This is a genomic window from Paracoccus wurundjeri (assembly GCF_030678915.1).
In the GTDB taxonomy this organism is placed as follows: Bacteria; Pseudomonadota; Alphaproteobacteria; order Rhodobacterales; family Rhodobacteraceae; genus Paracoccus; species Paracoccus onubensis_A.
The window spans coordinates 261,334-279,320 of sequence record NZ_JAUUTZ010000001.1; the positions used below are offsets into that span (position 1 = coordinate 261,334).

The window sequence follows — 17,987 nt, forward strand, 5'->3', positions numbered from 1 at the left end:
TCAGGAGGCGCCTTGCCCGATATGTCCGGCCTTTTTCAATGCATCGGCAATTTCATCCAGAATCGCGGGATCGTCGATCGTGGCGGGCGCAGTTACCGTTTCGCCATTCGCGACCTTTGCCATGATCGCGCGGAGGATCTTGCCCGAGCGGGTCTTGGGCAACCGCTCGACCACGCAGGCGGTCTTGAAAGCGGCGACCGGCCCGATCTTGTCCCGGACCATGGCAACGACCTCTCGGGTGATCTGTTCGTCCGGCGCGTCGATGCCGCGTTTCAGGCACAGGAAACCCAGCGGCACCTCGCCTTTCAGCGGATCGCTTGCGCCGATCACCGCAGCCTCGGCGACGGCCGGATGCGAGGCAAGAACCTCTTCCATGGCGCCGGTGGACAGGCGGTGTCCGGCGACATTGATCACGTCATCGGTACGCGCCATGATATAAAGATAACCATCCGCATCGACATATCCCGCGTCACCGGTTTCGTAATAGCCGGGGAAACGCTCGAAATAAGCCTTGTGAAGCCGCGCTTCGGCATTCCACAGATTCGGCAGGGCCCCCGGCGGCAACGGCAATTTGATCGCAATCGCCCCAAGCATCCCGGTTGGCGTCTCATTGCCTGAATCGTCAAGGATATGAACATCATAGCCGGGCATCGCCACCGAGGGGCTGCCCTTCTTGACCGGCAGATGCTCGATGCCGAAAGGGTTCGCGGCGATGGACCAGCCGGTTTCCGTTTGCCACCAGTGATCCAGAACTGGCAGGTTCAGCTTGTCCTCAAGCCAGGTGATCGTATCCGGATCGGCCCGTTCGCCTGCCAGAAACACCGCCTTGAGAGCAGACAGATCGTAATTGCCGATCAGCTTGCCATCCGGATCCTCGCGTTTGACGGCCCGGATGGCGGTCGGAGCGGTGAAGAAGCTTTTGACCTTGTGCTCGCTTATCACGCGCCAGAAGGTTCCGGCATCCGGCGTTCCGACCGGTTTCCCCTCGAATATGATCGTCGTCGCGCCCGTGAATAGCGGCGCATAGCAGATATAGCTATGCCCGACCACCCAGCCGACATCCGAGGCGGCCCAATATACGTCTCCGGCATCGATGTCGTAGATATTCTTCATCGACCAGTTCAGTGCCACCAGATGTCCGGCGCTATGCCTGATCACGCCCTTGGGCTTACCGGTCGTTCCCGAAGTGTATAGAACATAGAGCGGATGGTTGCCCTCGACAGGCAGGCAATCCGCCGGAACGGCATCCTGCTGGAAGCTGTCCCATTCAAAATCCCGTCCGGGGATCATCTCGGCGATTTCCTGTTCCCGTTGCAGGATCACGCAGAATTCCGGCTTGTGGGTGGCCATGCTGATGGCCGTGTCCAGCAGCGGCTTATAGCTGACGATCCGGCCCGGCTCGATTCCGCAGGAGGCCGAGATGATGGCGCGGGGGGTTGCATCGTCGATACGCACCGCCAGTTCCCGCGCGGCAAAGCCACCGAAGACGACGGAATGTATCGCACCGATCCTTGCGCATGCGAGCATGGCGATGATCGCCTCGGGAACCATCGGCATATAGATAATGACCCTGTCGCCCTTGACGACGCCTTTTGCCTGTAAGGCACCTGCCAGACGGGCGACCCTGTCGCGCAGCTCGGAAAAGGTGATCTTCTGGACGCTGCCGGTGACAGGGCTGTCATGAATGACTGCGGGCTGATCGCCGCGTCCTGCCTCGACATGGCGATCCACGGCGTTCCAGCAGGTATTGACCATCGCATCCGAGAACCATTCCCCCACCGGGCCCTGATCGAACCATCCCTTGGCCGGCGCGCGGTCCCAGTCGATATCCTCGGCCGCTTTCAGCCAGAATGCTTCCGGATCCGCTTTCCACGCGTCGTAAATGTCACGATAAGTCATGTCTCATCCCCTCCTTGCCTGCCAGAACCGGTGTTACACGATGATCTTCGGCGGCTGCAACGCCACTTTGCCCGAAGCGCGCCTTGTGGCCCGTTTCGGCCTGATGCGGGTTTGACAAAATCAACTTGCCGCAGCAGGCTGTTTACCGGGGCCGGGTTTGTCACGGCGTGTGTCTCGCCGGGCCGCTGCCCCGCAGGAGAGGTGCTATGAAACTGTCCGATATGTTTTCCAGTCTTGCCGGCAATGCCCGCGATTTCGAAGAGCGGGTCAGCGAATGGCAGGCGCAACTGACCAGCAGCAATGAAGACATGATGGCCAGTGCCCGCAAATGGCAAGAGACGGCCATGCAGCGGCAGGAAGAACTGAACAGGCAGATGCAGGGCTATTTCGAGGAAGCGAACGAAAATGTCCGGACCCAGTGGCAGACCATGCAGACAGCCTGGGAAGAGCAGTTCAGGAAGATGCAGGACAAAAGCGAAGAAATGCGCAAAGCGGCCATGAAAAGCGGAAATTTCCCCGATTGGGCCGAGGCTTATGCCGCCCAGATGGTGACTTTCGCACAGAAGATGCAGGACGAGGCAGCCAATGCCATTGCCGCCGCCACCGAGGCGCGGGGATCGGACAAAAAGAGCAGGAAGAGCTGATCCGCCCGGCGCCACAGGCAGGGCAACGCCCGCAGGGTTAAGCCGGGATTAACCGGCGGGCGCGACTTTCGTCATCTCCGCCAATCCGGGCGGGAACAGGCGAAAGGGATGCAATGCCAAATGTTGAAGCGCCAACCGTGGGCATGATCGCACGAGAGATCGTCGCCCGCGAGGGCGGCTATGTGAATGATCCGGACGATCCGGGCGGGGCGACCAAATACGGTGTCACCATCGGCACCATGCGCGCGCTTGGGATGGATCTTGATGGCAACGGCCGCGTGGATCGGGCCGATGTGAAGGCCCTGACCCGCGAACAGGCCGAACATGTCTTTGTCGAACATTATTTTCATCGCCCCCGTTTGGCGGAACTGCCAGAGACGGTGCAGGCGTCGGTCTTCGACATGTATGTGAATTCCGGTGCCAATGCCGTGAAAATCCTGCAAAGGCTTGTGACGCGGATGGGATGTCCGGCAAATCCCGACGGGGTGATCGGCCCCCTGACGGTTTCAGCCGCCCATGCTGCGGCGGATGCGGCGCCCGAACATCTTGCGGATGCCTATGGGATCGCGCGGCGCAACTATTATTACGCTTTGGCTGACCGCAGATCCGCCAGCCGCAAATATGCCCGCACCCGCAAGGGCGGCAAAGGGGGATGGATCACCCGCGCCGAAAGCTTCATCTCGCCCAGATATCACTTATCCGAAACCGAACATCGCAGGAGAATCGCGCAATGGGGCTGATCGGCAGGTTTGTTCGCGGGCAGGGCGCCACCGCGCTTGGCAGCGCCGTGGGGGGTGTGGCTGAAATCTTCGTCCAGAACGCCACCCGCCGGATGGAACTGGACGAAGCGGCATATGCGCGGGCGGTCACTCAGTTCGGGCAGGAATTCATGGGCCGTGACGGCGGTTGGTTCGACAGTATCGTCAATGGATTGAACAGGCTTCCCCGGCCGCTTCTGGCTTTGGGGACGATGGCGCTTTTCGGTTATGCGATGATCGAGCCCACCGGCTTCGGATTGCGGATGGAGGGCCTGCAGCAGGTGCCCGAGCCGCTTTGGTGGTTGCTTGGCGCGATTGTCGGATTTTATTTCTGCGCGCGTGAAGCGCATTATTTCCGCAATCGCCATTGGCCCGCGAAAGGCGCGGAACCCGCAGCGCAACGGGCTGTTCAGGTGCCCGAAGACGATTTCCCGGACAATGCCGCCTTGCGGGATTGGGCGGCAAATATGCGAAAACGGCAGTGATTCTTGCCGCATCAGGGCGGCGGATACACGGAAAACTGACAGGTAGCGACAAAGGGGGGACTTTCCCCCCTTTTTTCATGGCTCTATGCTGCGCCTATACGGAGGTTCGCTCATATGATCGCAGAATTCGGCCATTTCGCCCTGATCCTTGCCCTGGCCGTCGCGGTCTATCAGATGATCGTGCCGATGATCGGGGCGGCAAAAGGCTGGCCCGGCTGGATGGAAAGCGCGCGTCCGGCGGCGATGGCGCAGTTCTTGCTGACCGGGCTGTCATTCGCGGCGTTGACGGTCGCATTCGTGACCTCTGATTTCTCGCTGAAACTGGTCTATGAGAATTCCCATACCGCCAAGCCGATGCTTTACAAGGTTGCCGGCGTCTGGGGGAATCACGAAGGCTCGATGCTTTTATGGGTGCTGATCCTTGCCCTGTTCGGCGCGGCGGCCGCGGTATTCGGGGGCAATCTGCCGCTACAGCTTCGGGCGCGGGTGCTGGCGGTGCAGGCGTCGATCGGCGCGGCGTTCTATGCATTCATCATCTTTACCTCGAACCCGTTTCTGCGGCTGGCGAATCCGCCTTTCGACGGGCGCGACCTGAACCCGCTCTTGCAGGATCCGGGCTTGGCCTTTCATCCGCCGTTTCTCTATCTGGGCTATGTCGGGCTATCGATGGCCTTCAGCTTCGCCGTCGCCGCCCTGATCGAAGGTCGCGTCGACGCGGCATGGGCGCGATGGGTCCGGCCCTGGACGCTTGCGGCATGGATGTTCCTGACCATTGGCATCGCGCTGGGTTCATGGTGGGCCTATTACGAGCTTGGCTGGGGCGGGTTCTGGTTCTGGGATCCGGTCGAGAATGCCAGTTTCATGCCCTGGCTGCTGGCGGCGGCGCTGCTGCATTCGGCAATCGTCGTGGAAAAGCGCGAGGCATTGAAAAGCTGGACGATCCTGCTGGCGATCATGGCCTTCGGTTTTTCGATGATCGGGACATTCATCGTCCGGTCGGGCGTGATCACCTCGGTCCACAGTTTCGCAAGCGATCCGACACGTGGCATCTTCATCCTTGCCATTCTGGCCGTGTTTACCGGCGGCGCATTGACGCTTTATGCCGCGCGGGCCGGGCAGATGACGGCGCGGGGGGTCTTTACTCCGGCATCGCGCGAAGGGGCGTTGGTGGTCAATAATGTATTGCTGGCAGTCTCGGCTCTGGTCGTTTTCGTTGGAACCATGTGGCCCCTGCTGGCTGAAATGCTTTGGGACCGCAAGCTTTCGGTCGGCGCACCCTTCTTCAACAAGGCATTCACCCCCTTCATGCTGATCCTGGCCATCGCCCTGCCTTTGGGGGCGATCATCCCCTGGAAACGCGGATCGATGCGGGCATTGAAACCCCTGCGCGGCGCGTTGATTTTTACCGGGGCGGTCATGCTGTTGGTCTTCTCGGTCTCCACCGGTCGTTCCGCCATCGCCCTGATCGGCGCCGGGCTGGGCGCGTGGCTGATCGGCGGCGCGGTGGCGGAACTGATTTACCGCACTGGAAATTCGGGCCTGTCACGGCTGTTGCGGCTGCCGCGGGCCGATTGGGGCAAGGCGGTGGCGCATGCGGGGCTGGGCGTGACCTTTATCGGCGTGGCGCTGCTGACTGCCTGGCAGACCGAGGATATCCGCGTCGCGCAGATCGACGCGCCTTTCGAGGTCGCCGGCTACCAGATCACGCTCAAGGAGGTGAATGAGATCGAAGGGCCGAATTACATCTCGACCATGGCGACGATGGAGGTGCAGCGGAACGGCCGGCAGGTTGCGCTGCTTCATCCTGAAAAGCGCGTCTATCCGGTGCAGGCGATGCCGACGACCGAAGCGGCGATAGATAACGGTCTGTTCCGCGACATTTATCTTGTCATCGGCGATGCCCAGAAGGATGGGGGCTGGGCAGTGCGATCCTATGTGAAGCCCTTTGCCAACTGGATCTGGGCGGGCGCGATCCTGATGGCGCTGGGCGGAGCGATCAGCCTGTCGGACCGCCGCTACCGTGTTGCGGCGGGCGAAAAGCGCCGAAGCCCTGCGGCAGCGGTGCCGGCCGAATGAAACGGCTGAGCCTGATAGCGGCGCTGTTGCTGGCGCTGGTGTCGCCCGTTTTCGCGGTGCAGCCGGACGAGGTGCTTGACGATCCCGTGCTGGAGGCGCGCGCCCGCGAGATTTCGCAAAAGCTGCGCTGTCCCATTTGCCAGGGTGAGAATATCGACGAATCCAATGCGGCGATCAGCCGTGATCTGCGGCTATATGTGCGCGAGCGTCTGGTGGCGGGCGATAATGATGACAAGGTGATCGATGCGGTCGTCGATCGCTTCGGGGAATATGTCCTGTTTGAACCACGCGCCCGCGGCTCGAACCTGATCCTGTGGCTGGCGGGTCCGGTCATGGCCTTCATCGGTCTGCTGATTGCATGGGGTTTCGTAAAGGCACGGTCGCGCGAGGCGGCGGTTCCCGAACCGCTGAAAGATGACGAGCAGGCGCGCCTGCGCGAAATCATGCGAGATTGACGCCGGGTTCCGCTTTTATCGTTGCGGAATCTGGGCATCATGTGCCGCAAAGAAGGGGATGGCATGAATTACGAAACGATCGAGTTCACCACCGAAGGCGGAATCGGCACGCTGACGCTGAATCGCCCGAAGGTGATGAATGCCTTGAACGGCAGGATGCGGGCCGAGATCACGCAGGTGCTGACCGAACTGCCCGACGAATTGCGCTGTGTTGTCATGACCGGATCGGGCGCGGCTTTCTGCTCTGGCCAGGATCTGACCGATGCCGGGTCGGCGATCGATCTGGAAGCAACCCTGCGCGACGAATACGAGCCGATGCTGCGTGCGGTCCGCAACTGCCCGGTTCCGGTGATCGCGGCGGTCAATGGCGTGGCGGCGGGGGCGGGGGCCAATCTTGCGCTTGTCGCCGATGTGGTGATCGCGGCGGACAACGCCAAGTTCATTCAGGCTTTCACCCGGATCGGGCTGATTCCTGATGCAGGCGGCACATGGGCGATCCCGCGTGCGGTCGGGGCTGCGCGCGCCATGGGGCTGATGCTCTTCGCGGATGCAATTCCCGCCCGCAAGGCCGCCGATTGGGGCCTGATCTGGGAAGCGGTTCCCGACGAGGATTTCACCGGGATCGTTGCCGACCGCGCCCGGCAACTCGCTCAGGGGCCGACCTCGGCCTATCTGTCGGTGCGGCAGGCGGTGGCGGCATCCTTCGACAATGATCTGGATGCGCAACTGAAGCTTGAAGCCAGTCTGCAGGGACGGGCAGGGCGCAGCGATGATTTCCGCGAGGGGGTGGCAGCCTTTCTCGAAAAGCGCAAGCCAAGCTTTACCGGGAAGTAAGGACGACCGGGAAGTAAGGACGGTTTCCCGCGTCTGCCGGTTTGCGTTCCGGTTCACCTGACATTTCGGGGCTGCGGACCGGAAGGTGCCGTGGCTTTGAATGGTTGACCTCCCCCGGTGAGTGGCGTTAACCCGCGATGATCAGTCAGGAAGACCAAAATGAACCTTTTCACCGATCTTCGCGGCACCGTTCTTGCCGCGCTGGAGCAGATGACCGAGGCAGGGGAACTGCCCAAGGGTCTGGATTTCTCGAATGTCGCGGTCGAGCCGCCGCGCGATCCGGCGCATGGGGACATGGCGACCAATGCAGCCATGGTGCTGGCAAAACCTGCCGGGGCCAAACCGCGCGATATCGCCGAAAAGCTTGCCGCAAGGCTGACCGATCCGCGTATCAGCAGCGCCGAGGTGGCGGGACCGGGATTCCTTAATCTGCGCCTTGCGCCGGACATCTGGCATGGAGTGGTCAAGGCCGCGATCAAGGATGGCGCGGATTTCGGTCGCTCGCGGATCGGTGCCGATACCCGCGTCAATGTCGAATTCGTCAGTGCCAATCCCACCGGCCCGATGCATGTCGGCCATGTCCGCGGGGCGGTCTTCGGGGATGCCCTGGCCAATCTTCTGGATTTCTCGGGCCATGACGTAACCCGCGAATATTATATCAATGACGGCGGCGCGCAGGTCGATGTTCTGGCGCGTTCCGCCTATGAGCGGTATCGCGAGGCCAACGGTCTTGAACCCACGATCAGCGAGGGGCTTTATCCCGGCGATTATCTTATTCCGGTGGGCGAGGCGCTTAAGAAGAGATATGGCGACACTCTGCTGGACAAGCCGGAAGAGGATTGGCTGGACGATATCCGCGAATTCGCCACTCAGGCGATGATGCAGATGATCCGCGACGATCTGGACGCGCTTGGCGTGCGCATGGATGTCTATTCAAGCGAAAAGGCGCTTTACGGCAGCGGCAAGATCGAAGCCGCGATCGAGCGGCTGGACAGTATGGGCCTGATCTATCGCGGCGTGCTGGAACCGCCCAAGGGCAAGCTGCCCGAGGATTGGGAAGAGCGCGAGCAGATGCTGTTCCGCTCGACCACGCATGGCGACGATGTGGACCGGCCGATCCAGAAATCGGACGGGGCCTGGACCTATTTCGCGCCCGACATCGCCTATCACTGGGATAAGATCGACCGGGGTTTCGATCAGCTGATCGATGTGTTCGGCGCCGATCATGGCGGTTATGTCAAGCGGATGAACGCGGCGGTCAAGGCATTGTCGAACGGTCGTGTGCCTCTGGACATCAAGCTGATCCAGCTTGTGAAGCTGTTCAGGAATGGCGAGCCGTTCAAGATGTCCAAGCGCGCGGGCACCTTTGTCACGCTGCGCGATGTGGTCGAGGAAGCGGGGGCCGATGTGACCCGCTTCATCATGCTGACACGCAAGAATGACGCGCCTCTGGATTTCGACTTCGCCAAGGTGCTTGAACAGTCCAAGGATAATCCGGTCTGGTATGTGCAATATGCCAGCGCACGGGTTCATTCGGTGCTGCGCCGCGCGCGAGAGGCCGGGATCGATGTTTCGGATAAGGCGCTGCTTTCCGCCGATCTGGCCCGGATTTCGCATCCGGCCGAGCTTGACCTGGCGAAAAAAGTTGCAGAATGGCCACGCCTGGTCGAGCATGCCGCCCGTGCGCATGAGCCGCATCGCATTGCATTTTTCCTCTATGATATCGCGTCAGAGCTGCACTCATTGTGGAATCGTGGCAATGACGATGCCAGCCTGCGCTTCGTTCAGGATGATGATTTCGCTGCGAGTCAGGCAAAAATTGCCCTGGTTCGCGCCGTCGGCGTTGTCATTTCCTGTGGACTCGGTATCTTGGGTGTAGCTTCGGCAGAGGAAATGCGCTGATATAATGCGCCCCTGTCGGCAAGGAACGAGCAGGTAACAGTAAAGCCGGGTTAACCGGCAGGCAGGCAGGCTATGGCAGTGATGGATTTCCGCGAAGGCGGATATATTTTCTCGCGTCACAAGGTACGGCGTGAGTTTGCTTATGATCAAGGTGGCTGGGACGAAGACGGAGCGCATGCGGATGACGCCCGTTACGCGGGTGATCCCGATGGGATTCCGCCCCTGACGACGCGCCTTGCCAGACTGACCCATTATCTGGGCGCATTGGCATCGGTCGCGTTGATGATCGGCCTGATGGTCTGGGGATGGCAGCTCATATCGCGGGATGTTTCGGGGATCCCGGTCATTCACGCGCTGGGAGGCGAGGCGCGTTCGACGCCCGAGGACCCGGGCGGAGAACTGACAAACTATACAGGTTACGCCGTGAATAATGTTGCCGAGGGTGCCGATACCGTGCCGGTCGATCAGGTCGCGGTTGTTTCTTCGGAAATTGCTCTGGCGGATGAAGATGTGGCCATGGGCCAGCTGGGGGCCGAAGCCCGCGAACCGACCCAGCAATCCGAAGTTCCGTTAAGCTTCGACGGCGAGCCGATCGCGCCGCTGTCCGACAGCGAGATGCGCGAGATCGCCGAGGCGGAAAGTCAGGCCGCAGCGGAGCATGCCGCCGCACAGAATGAGGTTGCGAATGCCGAGATCGTCGATGCTCCGGCAAGCGAAGGCCCGGTCAATGAGGTCGTGACCGATGAAAACGGTGTTCCTGCGCAGGCCGCCGCCATCACTGCGGCATTGGCAGAAGCACAAGCCCAGCAGGCAAACGACGCATTGGCGACATCGACCCGTCCGGCGCCTCGTCCACGGAGAACAAGCGCCGCCGAGACTGCCCCTGCGACCACCCAGACGGCCGCTGCCGAGGCTGCTCCTGCCCCCGCGCCGGCACCTGCCGCGCGTCCTGCGGCGGCCTCTGCTCCGGCGCCTGAAGCGCAACCGGCAACCGCTGTCGCTTCGGCAGGCGGCCCGGTGGTGCAGCTTGGGGCATTCGACAGCAATGCCATCGCCGAGAGCGAATGGAATCGTTTGTCGGGCAAGTTCGGCTCGTTGTTTTCCGGCAAGGGTCAGGTGATCCAGGAACATGCATCGAATGGGCGCACCTATTGGCGGCTGCGGGTTGCCGGCTTCAGCGATACGTCTGACGCCCGGAATTTCTGCGCCGAGATGAAGGCCGGCGGAACCGATTGTATCGCGCTGGCGGCCCAGTGAACCATAGCGCAACGATTCTTGGCGGGATCGCCGGGACAAGTCTGACTGCGGCCGAACGGGATTTCTTCCGTTCGGCTGATCCTTGGGGCTTCATCCTTTTTGCCCGCAATGTCGAAAGCCCCGAACAGCTTCGCCGCCTGACCGGCGATCTGCGCGAATCCGTGGGCCGCAATGCCGTCATTACCGTCGATCAGGAAGGCGGCAGGGTTCAACGCCTGCGCGCGCCGCATTGGCGCGAATGGCCCGCGCCGCTGGATCAGGCAGAGGCGGGCGCGCGGGCGATGTGGTTGCGCTATCGGCTGATCGGAGCGGAACTGAAAGAGGCCGGGATCGATTCAGATTGTGCGCCGACGCTTGACGTCGCCCAGCCCGAGACGCATCCGTTTCTGCGCAATCGCTGCCTTGGGACCGATCCTGCGAAAGTGACTGAATTGGGGCGTGCCGCGGCGGATGGGTTGCTGGCCGCGGGTATTCTTCCAGTGATCAAGCATATGCCCGGCCACGGTCGCGCCGTTGCCGACAGTCATCATGATCTGCCGAAAGTCGATGCCGGGCCGGATGAACTGGCAGCGGTCGATTTTGCGCCCTTCCGGGGCCTGAACGATCTGCCTATGGGGATGACGGGGCATATCTGTTTCACGGCGTTGGATGCGGCGCCCGCGACGGCATCCGCGAAGATCATTGGGCTGATCCGGGATCAGTTGGGATTCGACGGTTTGCTGATGACCGACGATATCAGCATGAACGCGCTTCCCGGAACCGAGGCCGAGCGCGCCGCAGCGGCAATTTCCGCCGGCTGCGATCTGGTGCTGCATTGCAATGGCGATATCGCCGCGATGGAGCCTGTCGTTGCGGCGGCAGGAGTGATGAACGCGGGAGCGCAGCAACGCGCGGAACGCGCCCTGATCATGCGTCAAAACCCCGAGCCTGCCGATCCGGAGGCATTGTTGGCGGAATATCACAAGCTGATCGGCACCCGGAGCGGGGTGTGAATCGGAAACGCCGGTGGTTTGCGTCCCGCGACGACCGGGGGCGCTGCCCCCCCGGACCCCCGAGGTATTTGGACAAAGAAGAAGCAGAAGGAGGGGAGCCTGAAGCCGGGCAGGTGTGATTGGCTCTAGGTTGCAGATCGATTCAGGCGTGATCAGCCTTCATCGCGGCGAGCCAGCGGTTCAGAACATCCAGCGACGGGGTTTCGTCCAGCCAGGGAATATGCGCGCGATCGGGGATCTCTGCATAGATCGTATCGGGACGACGGCGTTGCATTTCGGCAGCGGATTCCGGCGACAGAAGATTGGAATTCGCGCCGCGCAGCAGGGCGACGGGAAATCTGTCGCAGGCATCCCAAAGCGGCCATAAATCCGGTGCCTCACCCTGAAATGCGGCCAGGAATGCCTCTCGCAAGGCGGGATCGTATTTGATCCGCAGTCCGTCCGGGGTCTCATCGTAATGTTTTTGCGCATCCGCAAGCCAGCGGCCTTCCGGCACATTGGCAAAGCCCGGCATGATGAAAGGCAGGCGAGCGGCCAGTTCCGTATGGGTTTTTGCCGCGGGATTCCTGCCGACATAGTCGAATATCTGTTCAAGCCCGGCCTTCTCGATCTTTGGGCCGACATCGTTCAGGCATAGCCCAAGCAGCCGGTCATGCGCAGTCGCGGCAAGGAACAGGCCGATCAGGCCGCCCCGCGAGGTTCCGAGGATCGCGGCCTTGCCGATGCCCAGATGATCCAGAAGCGCTATCGCATCCTTGGCTTCCTGCGGCACGGTATAGCTGTCCTGCCCCGTCCAGTCGGATTGGCCTCGTCCCCGGTAATCCATCCGGATCAGCCGGATATTCTGCAGATGTGGGGCCACATAATCGAAATCGGCCATGTTGCGGGTCAGGCCCGCAAGACACAGGACGGGCAGCCCCTGTCCCTCATCGCGAAAGGCAAGCCGGGCGCCATCCCTGCCGGTGAAGAATGCGGTCATCGAAGTTCCCGGAGATCTGAAACGATTGTGCCGGGCTCACAGGGCAGGCGGTCCACAGGGAAACCCATGCGATTGACCCAGAAGGTGCGAAAGCCGAACCGTGTCGCGCCGTAAATGTCCCAGCCATTGGAGGACACGAAACGGATATCGCCCGGAGCGCAAGAGAAATGATCGGTGACGATACCGTAAGCCCTGGCCGAGGGTTTGAACTCGCCCACGGTTTCCACCGATAGCAGCGCGTCAAACCGCTGATCCAGTTTTGCGGATGTGACCGCATCGCCAAGCATCCGCGGGCTGCCGTTGGAGAATATTGCCAGACGGCCACCTTCGCTGCGCAGCCTGTCCAGCATCTTGGGTACTTCGGGATAGGCGGGCAGGTGGCGGTAAAGATCCAGCAGCCGGGCGGATTGTTCCGGCGCGACGCCATGATGCTTTGATACCCAGTCAAGCGCGTCGGATGTCACCCGCCAGAAATCGGCATGTTCCCCGGTGATCGTGCGCAGCCATGAATATTCAAGCTGTTTGCGTCGCCAATCGGCCGAAAGGGCCTTCCAGACGGCATTCAGGGAAGGGTCGTCCTTCGCTGCCTGACGCGCGGCCCCGTCGACATCGAACAGGGTGCCATATGCGTCGAAGACCCAGATCACAGGTTTTCGCTTTGCGGCATGCCAAGCACGTGATAACCGCCATCCACCCGTACGACCTCACCGGTGGTCGAGGCGCCCCAATCCGACAACAGCCAGACCGCGGTGCCGCCGATCGCTTCCAGCGTAGCATTGGCGCGCAGCGGTGCGTTGGCCTCTGTATGGCGAAAGGTCTTGCGGGCGCCGCCGATGGCCGCGCCTGCAAGGGTTTTCATCGGGCCGGGTGAAATCGCGTTGACGCGGATTCCATCGGGGCCAAGATCATTCGCCAGATAGCGGACGCTGGATTCCAGCGCCGCCTTGGCGACGCCCATGACATTGTAATAGGGCGTCACCCGGTTAGACCCGGCATAGGTCATGGTCAGGATCGTGGAACCCGGAGCCATCAGCGGCATTGACCGGCGGGCGACCTCGATCAGCGAATAGCAGGAAATATCCAGCGAGTGCTTGAAATTCGCGCGGCTGGTATTGACGAAACGCCCGGTCAATTCGTCCTTGTTGGAAAAGGCGATGGCGTGGATCAGGAAATCCAGACGGCCCCAGCGATCGGTAATACCGGCAAAGGCGGCATTCAGGCTGTCATCATCGGTGACATCGACATCCAGCAGAAAGTCCGAGCCGACGGATTCAGCCAATGGGGCGACCCGTTTACCGAATGCCTCGCCCTGATAGCTGAATGCAAGTTCGGCCCCTTCGGCCGCCACGGCGCGCGCAATACCCCAAGCGATGGAGCGGTCATTGGCGACCCCCATCACAAGCCCTCGCTTGCCTTTAAGAAGTTCGCCCATATTTTGACCTCGTTCTTGTTCTTATTCCATATATCTGGACATCAGCAATGTTGCATTGGTGCCGCCGAAACCGAAGCTGTTCGACAGAACCGAGTCAAGCCCGGCATTGTCGATGCGCGTCGTGGCAATCTCTTCCGGTTTGATCTCGGGATCCAGTGTCTGAATATTTGCAGATGCTGCAATGAAGTCATTTTGCAACATCAGCAGACAATAAATCGCCTCATGCACCCCGGTCGCGCCAAGGCTGTGGCCTGTCAGCGATTTGGTCGAACTGACGGGCGGCACATTGCCTTCCCCGAAAAGCCGACGCAACGCCTTGATTTCGCCCACATCGCCCACCGGGGTCGAGGTGCCATGCGCGTTGACATAGGATACCTTGCGGCCTTCGGGCAGGGTGTCCACGGCCAGCCGCATCGAGCGTTCCCCGCCTTCACCCGAAGGCGCGACCATGTCATAGCCGTCAGAGGTGGCGCCGTAGCCGGTGACTTCGGCATAGATTTTTGCGCCGCGGGCCCTGGCATGTTCCAGTTCTTCAAGCACGACGACCCCGCCGCCGCCGGCGATGACAAAACCGTCGCGGGTTTCGTCATAGGGGCGCGAGGCGGTTTCCGGCGTGTCGTTATATTTCGACGACATCGCGCCCATCGCGTCGAACAGGCAGGACAGTGTCCAGTCCAGTTCCTCGCCGCCGCCTGCGAAAACGATATCCTGCTTGCCCATCTGGATCTGTTCGACCCCGTTGCCGATGCAATGGGCGCTGGTCGAACAGGCAGAGGTGATCGAGTAATTGACGCCCTTGATCTTGAACGGTGTCGCAAGGCAGGCGGAATTGCTTGAAGACATGCAGCGCGTGACCATGAACGGACCCATCCGCTTTGGCGCGCCCTTTTCGATGACGATCCGATGGGCCTCGAAGAAATTCGACGTGGACGGACCGCCCGATCCCATGATCAGGCCCGAACGCGGATTGGAAACATCGCTTTCCTCCAACCCGCTATCTGCGATTGCCTGTTCCATGGCGATGAAATTATAGGCTGCCCCGGGACCCATGAAGCGCAGGTTGCGCTTGTCGATGTGATCTTCAAGCGCGATCTGCGGCATGCCGTGAACCTGGCTTCGAAAGCCATGTTCTGCGTAATCCGGCGCGAATACGATGCCCGAACGGCCCTGGCGCAAACTTTCGGTGACTTCGGCGGCGTTGTTGCCGATAGGAGAAACGATACCGAGCCCGGTGATAACGACGCGTCTCATAGGGGCCTCCTTGTGGAATTGCTTAAGTGGTCGACAAAGCGACTTTCATATCCTTGACCTGATAGATGACGTCGCCATCGGCCTCGACCCGTCCATCCGCAACGCCCATGGTCAGACGCCGGGTTTGCACGGCCTTGGTGAAATCGACGAAATAGCGCAGCATCTTGCGGTCGGGGCGCACCATTCCGGTCAGCTTGACCTCGCCGACGCCAAGCGCATAACCGCGCCCCTCCCATCCGCGCCAGCCAAGGTTGAAGCCGGTCAATTGCCATAGCCCGTCAAGCCCAAGACAGCCGGGCATGATCGGATTGCCGGGGAAATGGCAGGGAAAGAACCACAGATCAGGCTTGATGTCGAATTCGGCGGTGACGTGACCCTTGCCATGCAGGCCGCCATCTTCGGAGATATCGGTGATCCGGTCCATCATCAGCATGGGAGGTTCCGGCAGCTGGGCGTTTCCGGGGCCGAACAACTCGCCCCGCGCACATGCAAGCAGCTCGTCGCGGTCAAAGCTGGTTTGCGTCATTGCCATAAAGTCCTGCCTTCCCTCTAATGTTCCTTCGACCGGTCATGGCCGACTTGATCTATCGTTTATCATTCGCAGCGAAAGTCCTGCAAGCGCAAGGCGCTACATGACCGAATTTAGGCGTTATATGGGCATCTCTGCGGATCAGAACCACTGGCCGGGTTCCATCAGCCCGAAATCCATCAATTGCTGCGCACGCCATTCGAAAGGCACCGAATTGCGCCAGACGAAGCTGCCGATCGCATCGCGAGAGCCGGGATTGGTGGTCAGTGCCTTGGCAACGCGGAACGAGGCGATCGCTGCCGTCAGATTGTGATGCCACGGGCAGGAATAGGTATTGTATTCCTGAATGTTGAAGCGGTGATCCGGCAGAATTTCCAGACCTTTGGTCGCGCGGAACAACGATATCCGGTCGATTCGCCGCTTATCCGCCGACAGATGCTCTTCGAAGCGCCAGCGAAGCCCGCCGAAGAAATCAAGCTGACGCTCCACCGGGTGATTGTCGCGTCCAATCCGGGCAAGGGCATAATAGCCGGTGCGGTCGAACATGGTATGCTCGAAATCGACCGCATTCGGGCAGCGGTTCAGATCCGGCGCATAAAGATCGATGACATAGCTCAGCATGGCCGAGCGGCGTTCCTCGACATGGAAGGTCAGCATCTCGCCGACGCTGCGGCTTTCGGAAAACGGGAAATAAAGGAACTCCCCGTTGAAGCAATAATATAGCCAGGTCCCTTCAGGGACGGCCCGGATGACGGCATTGATCGCGTCGACATGCGCGGCGGGGCGCCGGGTCTGACAGCGCAGATTGGTCACCCGGGCCTTGTCCTCCTCAGACAGGATCAACGGTTCCGGAGACAGCGCAAGAATATGGCGAAAGCCGGCTTTCAGATGATGTTTCAGGGTTGCCGCGACGGCGATATCGTCCTCGATCAGGATTATCGCCAGCGGCCCCTTGGACAGGGCTTTGGGCTGGTCGATCAGAAAATCGTTAAGCTCGGAAAAATCGGCTGTCATTTCAACACTGGGATCAATTGCTTTTCATTACGGATTTGACCTGTTCGAGTGCGGCCTGGAGAAGCTGGGGATTGTCGCTTGCGCTTTCGATCAGACGTTTGAGCGTGGCCCGCTGGGCCTCGGGGATATCTGCCGTTTCAATCAGTTCAATGACGCGTTCGGCATCGAATCCTTCTGGGGTAAGCTCCGATTCGATCCGGCTCGCCGTGACGGCGGCGTCGGCGGCGGTATCGGTCGCCTCGGCGGCTTCTCTGGCGGCATTCGCGGCAACCTCCGCCGCTTCGTTTTGAGCGGATGAGGTGGGATCATTGGCCTGCGCGGCGGCCTCGGCGGCACGATCCGCGGCATCCAGCGCCGCTTCGGCAGCGGCTTCGGCTTCGTTCGCGGCCGAGCTTGCAGCGGGATGCGCGGCTTCTCCGGTCACCTGAACCGCTTCCGCGGCGGCGTCAGCGGCAATCGCGGCGGCATCTGCGGCAGCATCGGCGGCGTCATTTGCGGCTTGCGCGGTATCTTCTTCCTGCGTGGATTGTTCCCCTTCGGCCGGGGCGGTGGTATCCGCTTGCCCGGTCGCGTCCGGCACGGCATCCGTTTCGGCAGAGGTTTTGCCGGTTTCGGGTGCGGCGTCGGTCACCGGGGCTTCGTCGCTTGGGGATTCGCTTGTCCGCTGCCCGTCCCACCACCACCATCCGCCGGCGGCGGCAGCGAGAATCAGGAGTGGAAATAACAGCCTTTGCATGGTGAATCTTTCATTTCGGACCCGGTCGCGTCATCTATCGCACAGGCAGCGCGCCGCGAAAAGTCACCATCAGGCCATCGGGCGCGACAAATGAGCGACAAAAGCGTGCTTTGCGCAACCAATAGCGGCGAATTCGGTTGAATCGCCGGGGCCTCACGCTTATTTTTCCGCTATTCACGTCATGGTTATGAAGGAGAAACACCATAGCCCGCAGACCGCATAATGCACCGCCCACCCGTGACACTGGTCCCCGCGTCAACGAACGTATCCGTGTGGCAGAAATTAGACTGATCGGCCCCGAGGGCGAAAATGTAGGCGTTGTGCCTCCATCGGTCGGATTGCAGATGGCCGAAGATGCGGGGCTTGATCTGGTCGAGATTTCCCCGAACGCGACCCCGCCGGTCTGCAAGGTGATGGATCTCGGCAAATTCAAGTACGAACAGCAGAAACGCGAGGCCGAGGCGCGCAAGAAGCAGAAGATCATTGACGTCAAGGAGGTCAAGTTCCGTCCCGGCACGGATACGCATGACTATGACGTCAAGATGCGGAATGTCATGAAGTTTCTGGATGCGGGCGACAAGGTCAAGGTGACCCTGCGCTTCCGCGGCCGCGAAATGGCGCATCAGGATCTTGGTCTTGAACTGTTGAACCGGGTCAGAGACGATGTTGGCGAGGCCGGCAAGGTCGAGGCCATGCCGAAACTGGAAGGCCGTCAGATGGTGATGATGATCTCGCCGCGGTAAG

General features: G+C 60.9%; 18 protein-coding genes. 10 read left to right on the forward strand and 8 right to left on the reverse strand.

Annotated features, from left to right (window positions below; translation table 11 throughout):
• Nucleotides 1–1,899, reverse strand: coding sequence for a propionyl-CoA synthetase (locus Q0601_RS01430; RefSeq protein ID WP_305286334.1), 1,899 nt, complete (start codon nt 1,897–1,899; stop codon nt 1–3).
• A 206-nt stretch (nt 1,900–2,105) separates the two neighbouring features.
• On the opposite strand from Q0601_RS01430, the gene Q0601_RS01435 reads away from it, so the two are divergent.
• The 9 genes from Q0601_RS01435 (at nt 2,106) to Q0601_RS01475 (ending at nt 11,302) form a co-directional block, all read left to right on the forward strand.
• On the forward strand, nt 2,106–2,543 hold the full coding sequence (locus Q0601_RS01435; protein ID WP_305286336.1) for a hypothetical protein: 438 nt from the start codon (nt 2,106–2,108) through the stop codon (nt 2,541–2,543).
• Nucleotides 2,544–2,656: 113 nt separating this feature from the next.
• Nucleotides 2,657–3,283 carry a holin-associated N-acetylmuramidase gene (locus Q0601_RS01440; RefSeq protein WP_305286338.1) on the forward strand — a complete coding sequence of 209 codons (627 nt, stop codon included), beginning with the start codon at nt 2,657–2,659 and terminating at the stop codon, nt 3,281–3,283.
• Entirely contained in the window at nt 3,274–3,786 is a 513-nt protein-coding gene (locus Q0601_RS01445; RefSeq protein ID WP_305286340.1) for a holin family protein, read from the forward strand. The genes Q0601_RS01440 and Q0601_RS01445 overlap by 10 nt, the downstream gene beginning before the upstream one ends.
• Nucleotides 3,787–3,900: 114 nt before the next feature.
• Entirely contained in the window at nt 3,901–5,862 is a 1,962-nt protein-coding gene (locus tag Q0601_RS01450) for a heme lyase CcmF/NrfE family subunit (RefSeq protein ID WP_305286342.1), read from the forward strand.
• Entirely contained in the window at nt 5,859–6,317 is a 459-nt protein-coding gene (locus tag Q0601_RS01455; RefSeq protein WP_305286344.1) for a cytochrome c-type biogenesis protein, read from the forward strand. Before Q0601_RS01450 ends, Q0601_RS01455 begins: the two co-directional genes overlap by 4 nt.
• A 63-nt stretch (nt 6,318–6,380) precedes the next feature.
• On the forward strand, nt 6,381–7,151 hold the full coding sequence (locus Q0601_RS01460; RefSeq protein WP_305286346.1) for an enoyl-CoA hydratase-related protein: 771 nt from the start codon (nt 6,381–6,383) through the stop codon (nt 7,149–7,151).
• A gap of 159 nt (nt 7,152–7,310) precedes the next feature.
• On the forward strand, nt 7,311–9,053 hold the full coding sequence (argS, locus tag Q0601_RS01465; RefSeq protein WP_305286348.1) for an arginine--tRNA ligase: 1,743 nt from the start codon (nt 7,311–7,313) through the stop codon (nt 9,051–9,053).
• Between the two features lie 72 nt (nt 9,054–9,125).
• Nucleotides 9,126–10,310, forward strand: coding sequence for an SPOR domain-containing protein (locus tag Q0601_RS01470; RefSeq protein WP_305286350.1), 1,185 nt, complete (start codon nt 9,126–9,128; stop codon nt 10,308–10,310).
• Complete coding sequence (locus Q0601_RS01475; RefSeq protein WP_305286352.1) at nt 10,307–11,302, forward strand: glycoside hydrolase family 3 N-terminal domain-containing protein; 996 nt, start codon at nt 10,307–10,309, stop codon at nt 11,300–11,302. The genes Q0601_RS01470 and Q0601_RS01475 overlap by 4 nt, the downstream gene beginning before the upstream one ends.
• A gap of 142 nt (nt 11,303–11,444) precedes the next feature.
• On the opposite strand, the gene Q0601_RS01480 is transcribed toward Q0601_RS01475, so the two are convergent.
• The 7 genes from Q0601_RS01480 to Q0601_RS01510 form a co-directional block, all read right to left on the reverse strand.
• Nucleotides 11,445–12,281, reverse strand: coding sequence for an alpha/beta fold hydrolase (locus Q0601_RS01480; protein WP_305286354.1), 837 nt, complete (start codon nt 12,279–12,281; stop codon nt 11,445–11,447).
• Nucleotides 12,278–12,928, reverse strand: coding sequence for a haloacid dehalogenase type II (locus tag Q0601_RS01485; RefSeq protein WP_305286356.1), 651 nt, complete (start codon nt 12,926–12,928; stop codon nt 12,278–12,280). The genes Q0601_RS01480 and Q0601_RS01485 overlap by 4 nt, the downstream gene beginning before the upstream one ends.
• On the reverse strand, nt 12,925–13,713 hold the full coding sequence (locus tag Q0601_RS01490) for an enoyl-ACP reductase FabI (RefSeq protein ID WP_305286358.1): 789 nt from the start codon (nt 13,711–13,713) through the stop codon (nt 12,925–12,927). The genes Q0601_RS01485 and Q0601_RS01490 overlap by 4 nt, the downstream gene beginning before the upstream one ends.
• Nucleotides 13,714–13,734: 21 nt before the next feature.
• Nucleotides 13,735–14,964, reverse strand: a complete 1,230-nt coding sequence (gene fabB / locus Q0601_RS01495; RefSeq protein ID WP_305286360.1) for a beta-ketoacyl-ACP synthase I — start codon at nt 14,962–14,964, stop codon at nt 13,735–13,737.
• Between the two features lie 22 nt (nt 14,965–14,986).
• A complete protein-coding gene (gene fabA, locus Q0601_RS01500; RefSeq protein ID WP_305286362.1) occupies nt 14,987–15,496 on the reverse strand; it encodes a bifunctional 3-hydroxydecanoyl-ACP dehydratase/trans-2-decenoyl-ACP isomerase in 510 nt (169 codons plus the stop codon).
• A gap of 138 nt (nt 15,497–15,634) precedes the next feature.
• Nucleotides 15,635–16,507 (reverse strand): glycosyltransferase family 2 protein, encoded by an 873-nt coding sequence (locus Q0601_RS01505; RefSeq protein ID WP_305286364.1) that lies wholly within the window; start codon nt 16,505–16,507, stop codon nt 15,635–15,637.
• A gap of 13 nt (nt 16,508–16,520) precedes the next feature.
• Nucleotides 16,521–17,243 carry a hypothetical protein gene (locus Q0601_RS01510; RefSeq protein ID WP_305286366.1) on the reverse strand — a complete coding sequence of 241 codons (723 nt, stop codon included), beginning with the start codon at nt 17,241–17,243 and terminating at the stop codon, nt 16,521–16,523.
• Between the two features lie 203 nt (nt 17,244–17,446).
• Between Q0601_RS01510 and infC the strand changes: the two genes are divergently transcribed.
• Complete coding sequence (gene infC, locus Q0601_RS01515) at nt 17,447–17,986, forward strand: translation initiation factor IF-3 (RefSeq protein ID WP_119748582.1); 540 nt, start codon at nt 17,447–17,449, stop codon at nt 17,984–17,986.
• Nucleotide 17,987: the final 1 nt, after the last annotated feature.

What these genes read in the sequence shown, in the direction of transcription:
- Q0601_RS01430 (WP_305286334.1), bottom strand. Translation starts at nt 1,899, where the DNA reads ATGACTTATCGTGACATTTACGACGCGTGGAAAGCGGATCCGGAAGCA.
- Q0601_RS01435 (WP_305286336.1), top strand. Translation starts at nt 2,106, where the DNA reads ATGAAACTGTCCGATATGTTTTCCAGTCTTGCCGGCAATGCCCGCGAT.
- Q0601_RS01440 (WP_305286338.1), top strand. Translation starts at nt 2,657, where the DNA reads ATGCCAAATGTTGAAGCGCCAACCGTGGGCATGATCGCACGAGAGATC.
- Q0601_RS01445 (WP_305286340.1), top strand. Translation starts at nt 3,274, where the DNA reads ATGGGGCTGATCGGCAGGTTTGTTCGCGGGCAGGGCGCCACCGCGCTT.
- Q0601_RS01450 (WP_305286342.1), top strand. Translation starts at nt 3,901, where the DNA reads ATGATCGCAGAATTCGGCCATTTCGCCCTGATCCTTGCCCTGGCCGTC.
- Q0601_RS01455 (WP_305286344.1), top strand. Translation starts at nt 5,859, where the DNA reads ATGAAACGGCTGAGCCTGATAGCGGCGCTGTTGCTGGCGCTGGTGTCG.
- Q0601_RS01460 (WP_305286346.1), top strand. Translation starts at nt 6,381, where the DNA reads ATGAATTACGAAACGATCGAGTTCACCACCGAAGGCGGAATCGGCACG.
- argS (WP_305286348.1), top strand. Translation starts at nt 7,311, where the DNA reads ATGAACCTTTTCACCGATCTTCGCGGCACCGTTCTTGCCGCGCTGGAG.
- Q0601_RS01470 (WP_305286350.1), top strand. Translation starts at nt 9,126, where the DNA reads ATGGCAGTGATGGATTTCCGCGAAGGCGGATATATTTTCTCGCGTCAC.
- Q0601_RS01480 (WP_305286354.1), bottom strand. Translation starts at nt 12,281, where the DNA reads ATGACCGCATTCTTCACCGGCAGGGATGGCGCCCGGCTTGCCTTTCGC.
- Q0601_RS01490 (WP_305286358.1), bottom strand. Translation starts at nt 13,713, where the DNA reads ATGGGCGAACTTCTTAAAGGCAAGCGAGGGCTTGTGATGGGGGTCGCC.
- fabB (WP_305286360.1), bottom strand. Translation starts at nt 14,964, where the DNA reads ATGAGACGCGTCGTTATCACCGGGCTCGGTATCGTTTCTCCTATCGGC.
- fabA (WP_305286362.1), bottom strand. Translation starts at nt 15,496, where the DNA reads ATGGCAATGACGCAAACCAGCTTTGACCGCGACGAGCTGCTTGCATGT.
- Q0601_RS01505 (WP_305286364.1), bottom strand. Translation starts at nt 16,507, where the DNA reads ATGACAGCCGATTTTTCCGAGCTTAACGATTTTCTGATCGACCAGCCC.
- Q0601_RS01510 (WP_305286366.1), bottom strand. Translation starts at nt 17,243, where the DNA reads ATGCAAAGGCTGTTATTTCCACTCCTGATTCTCGCTGCCGCCGCCGGC.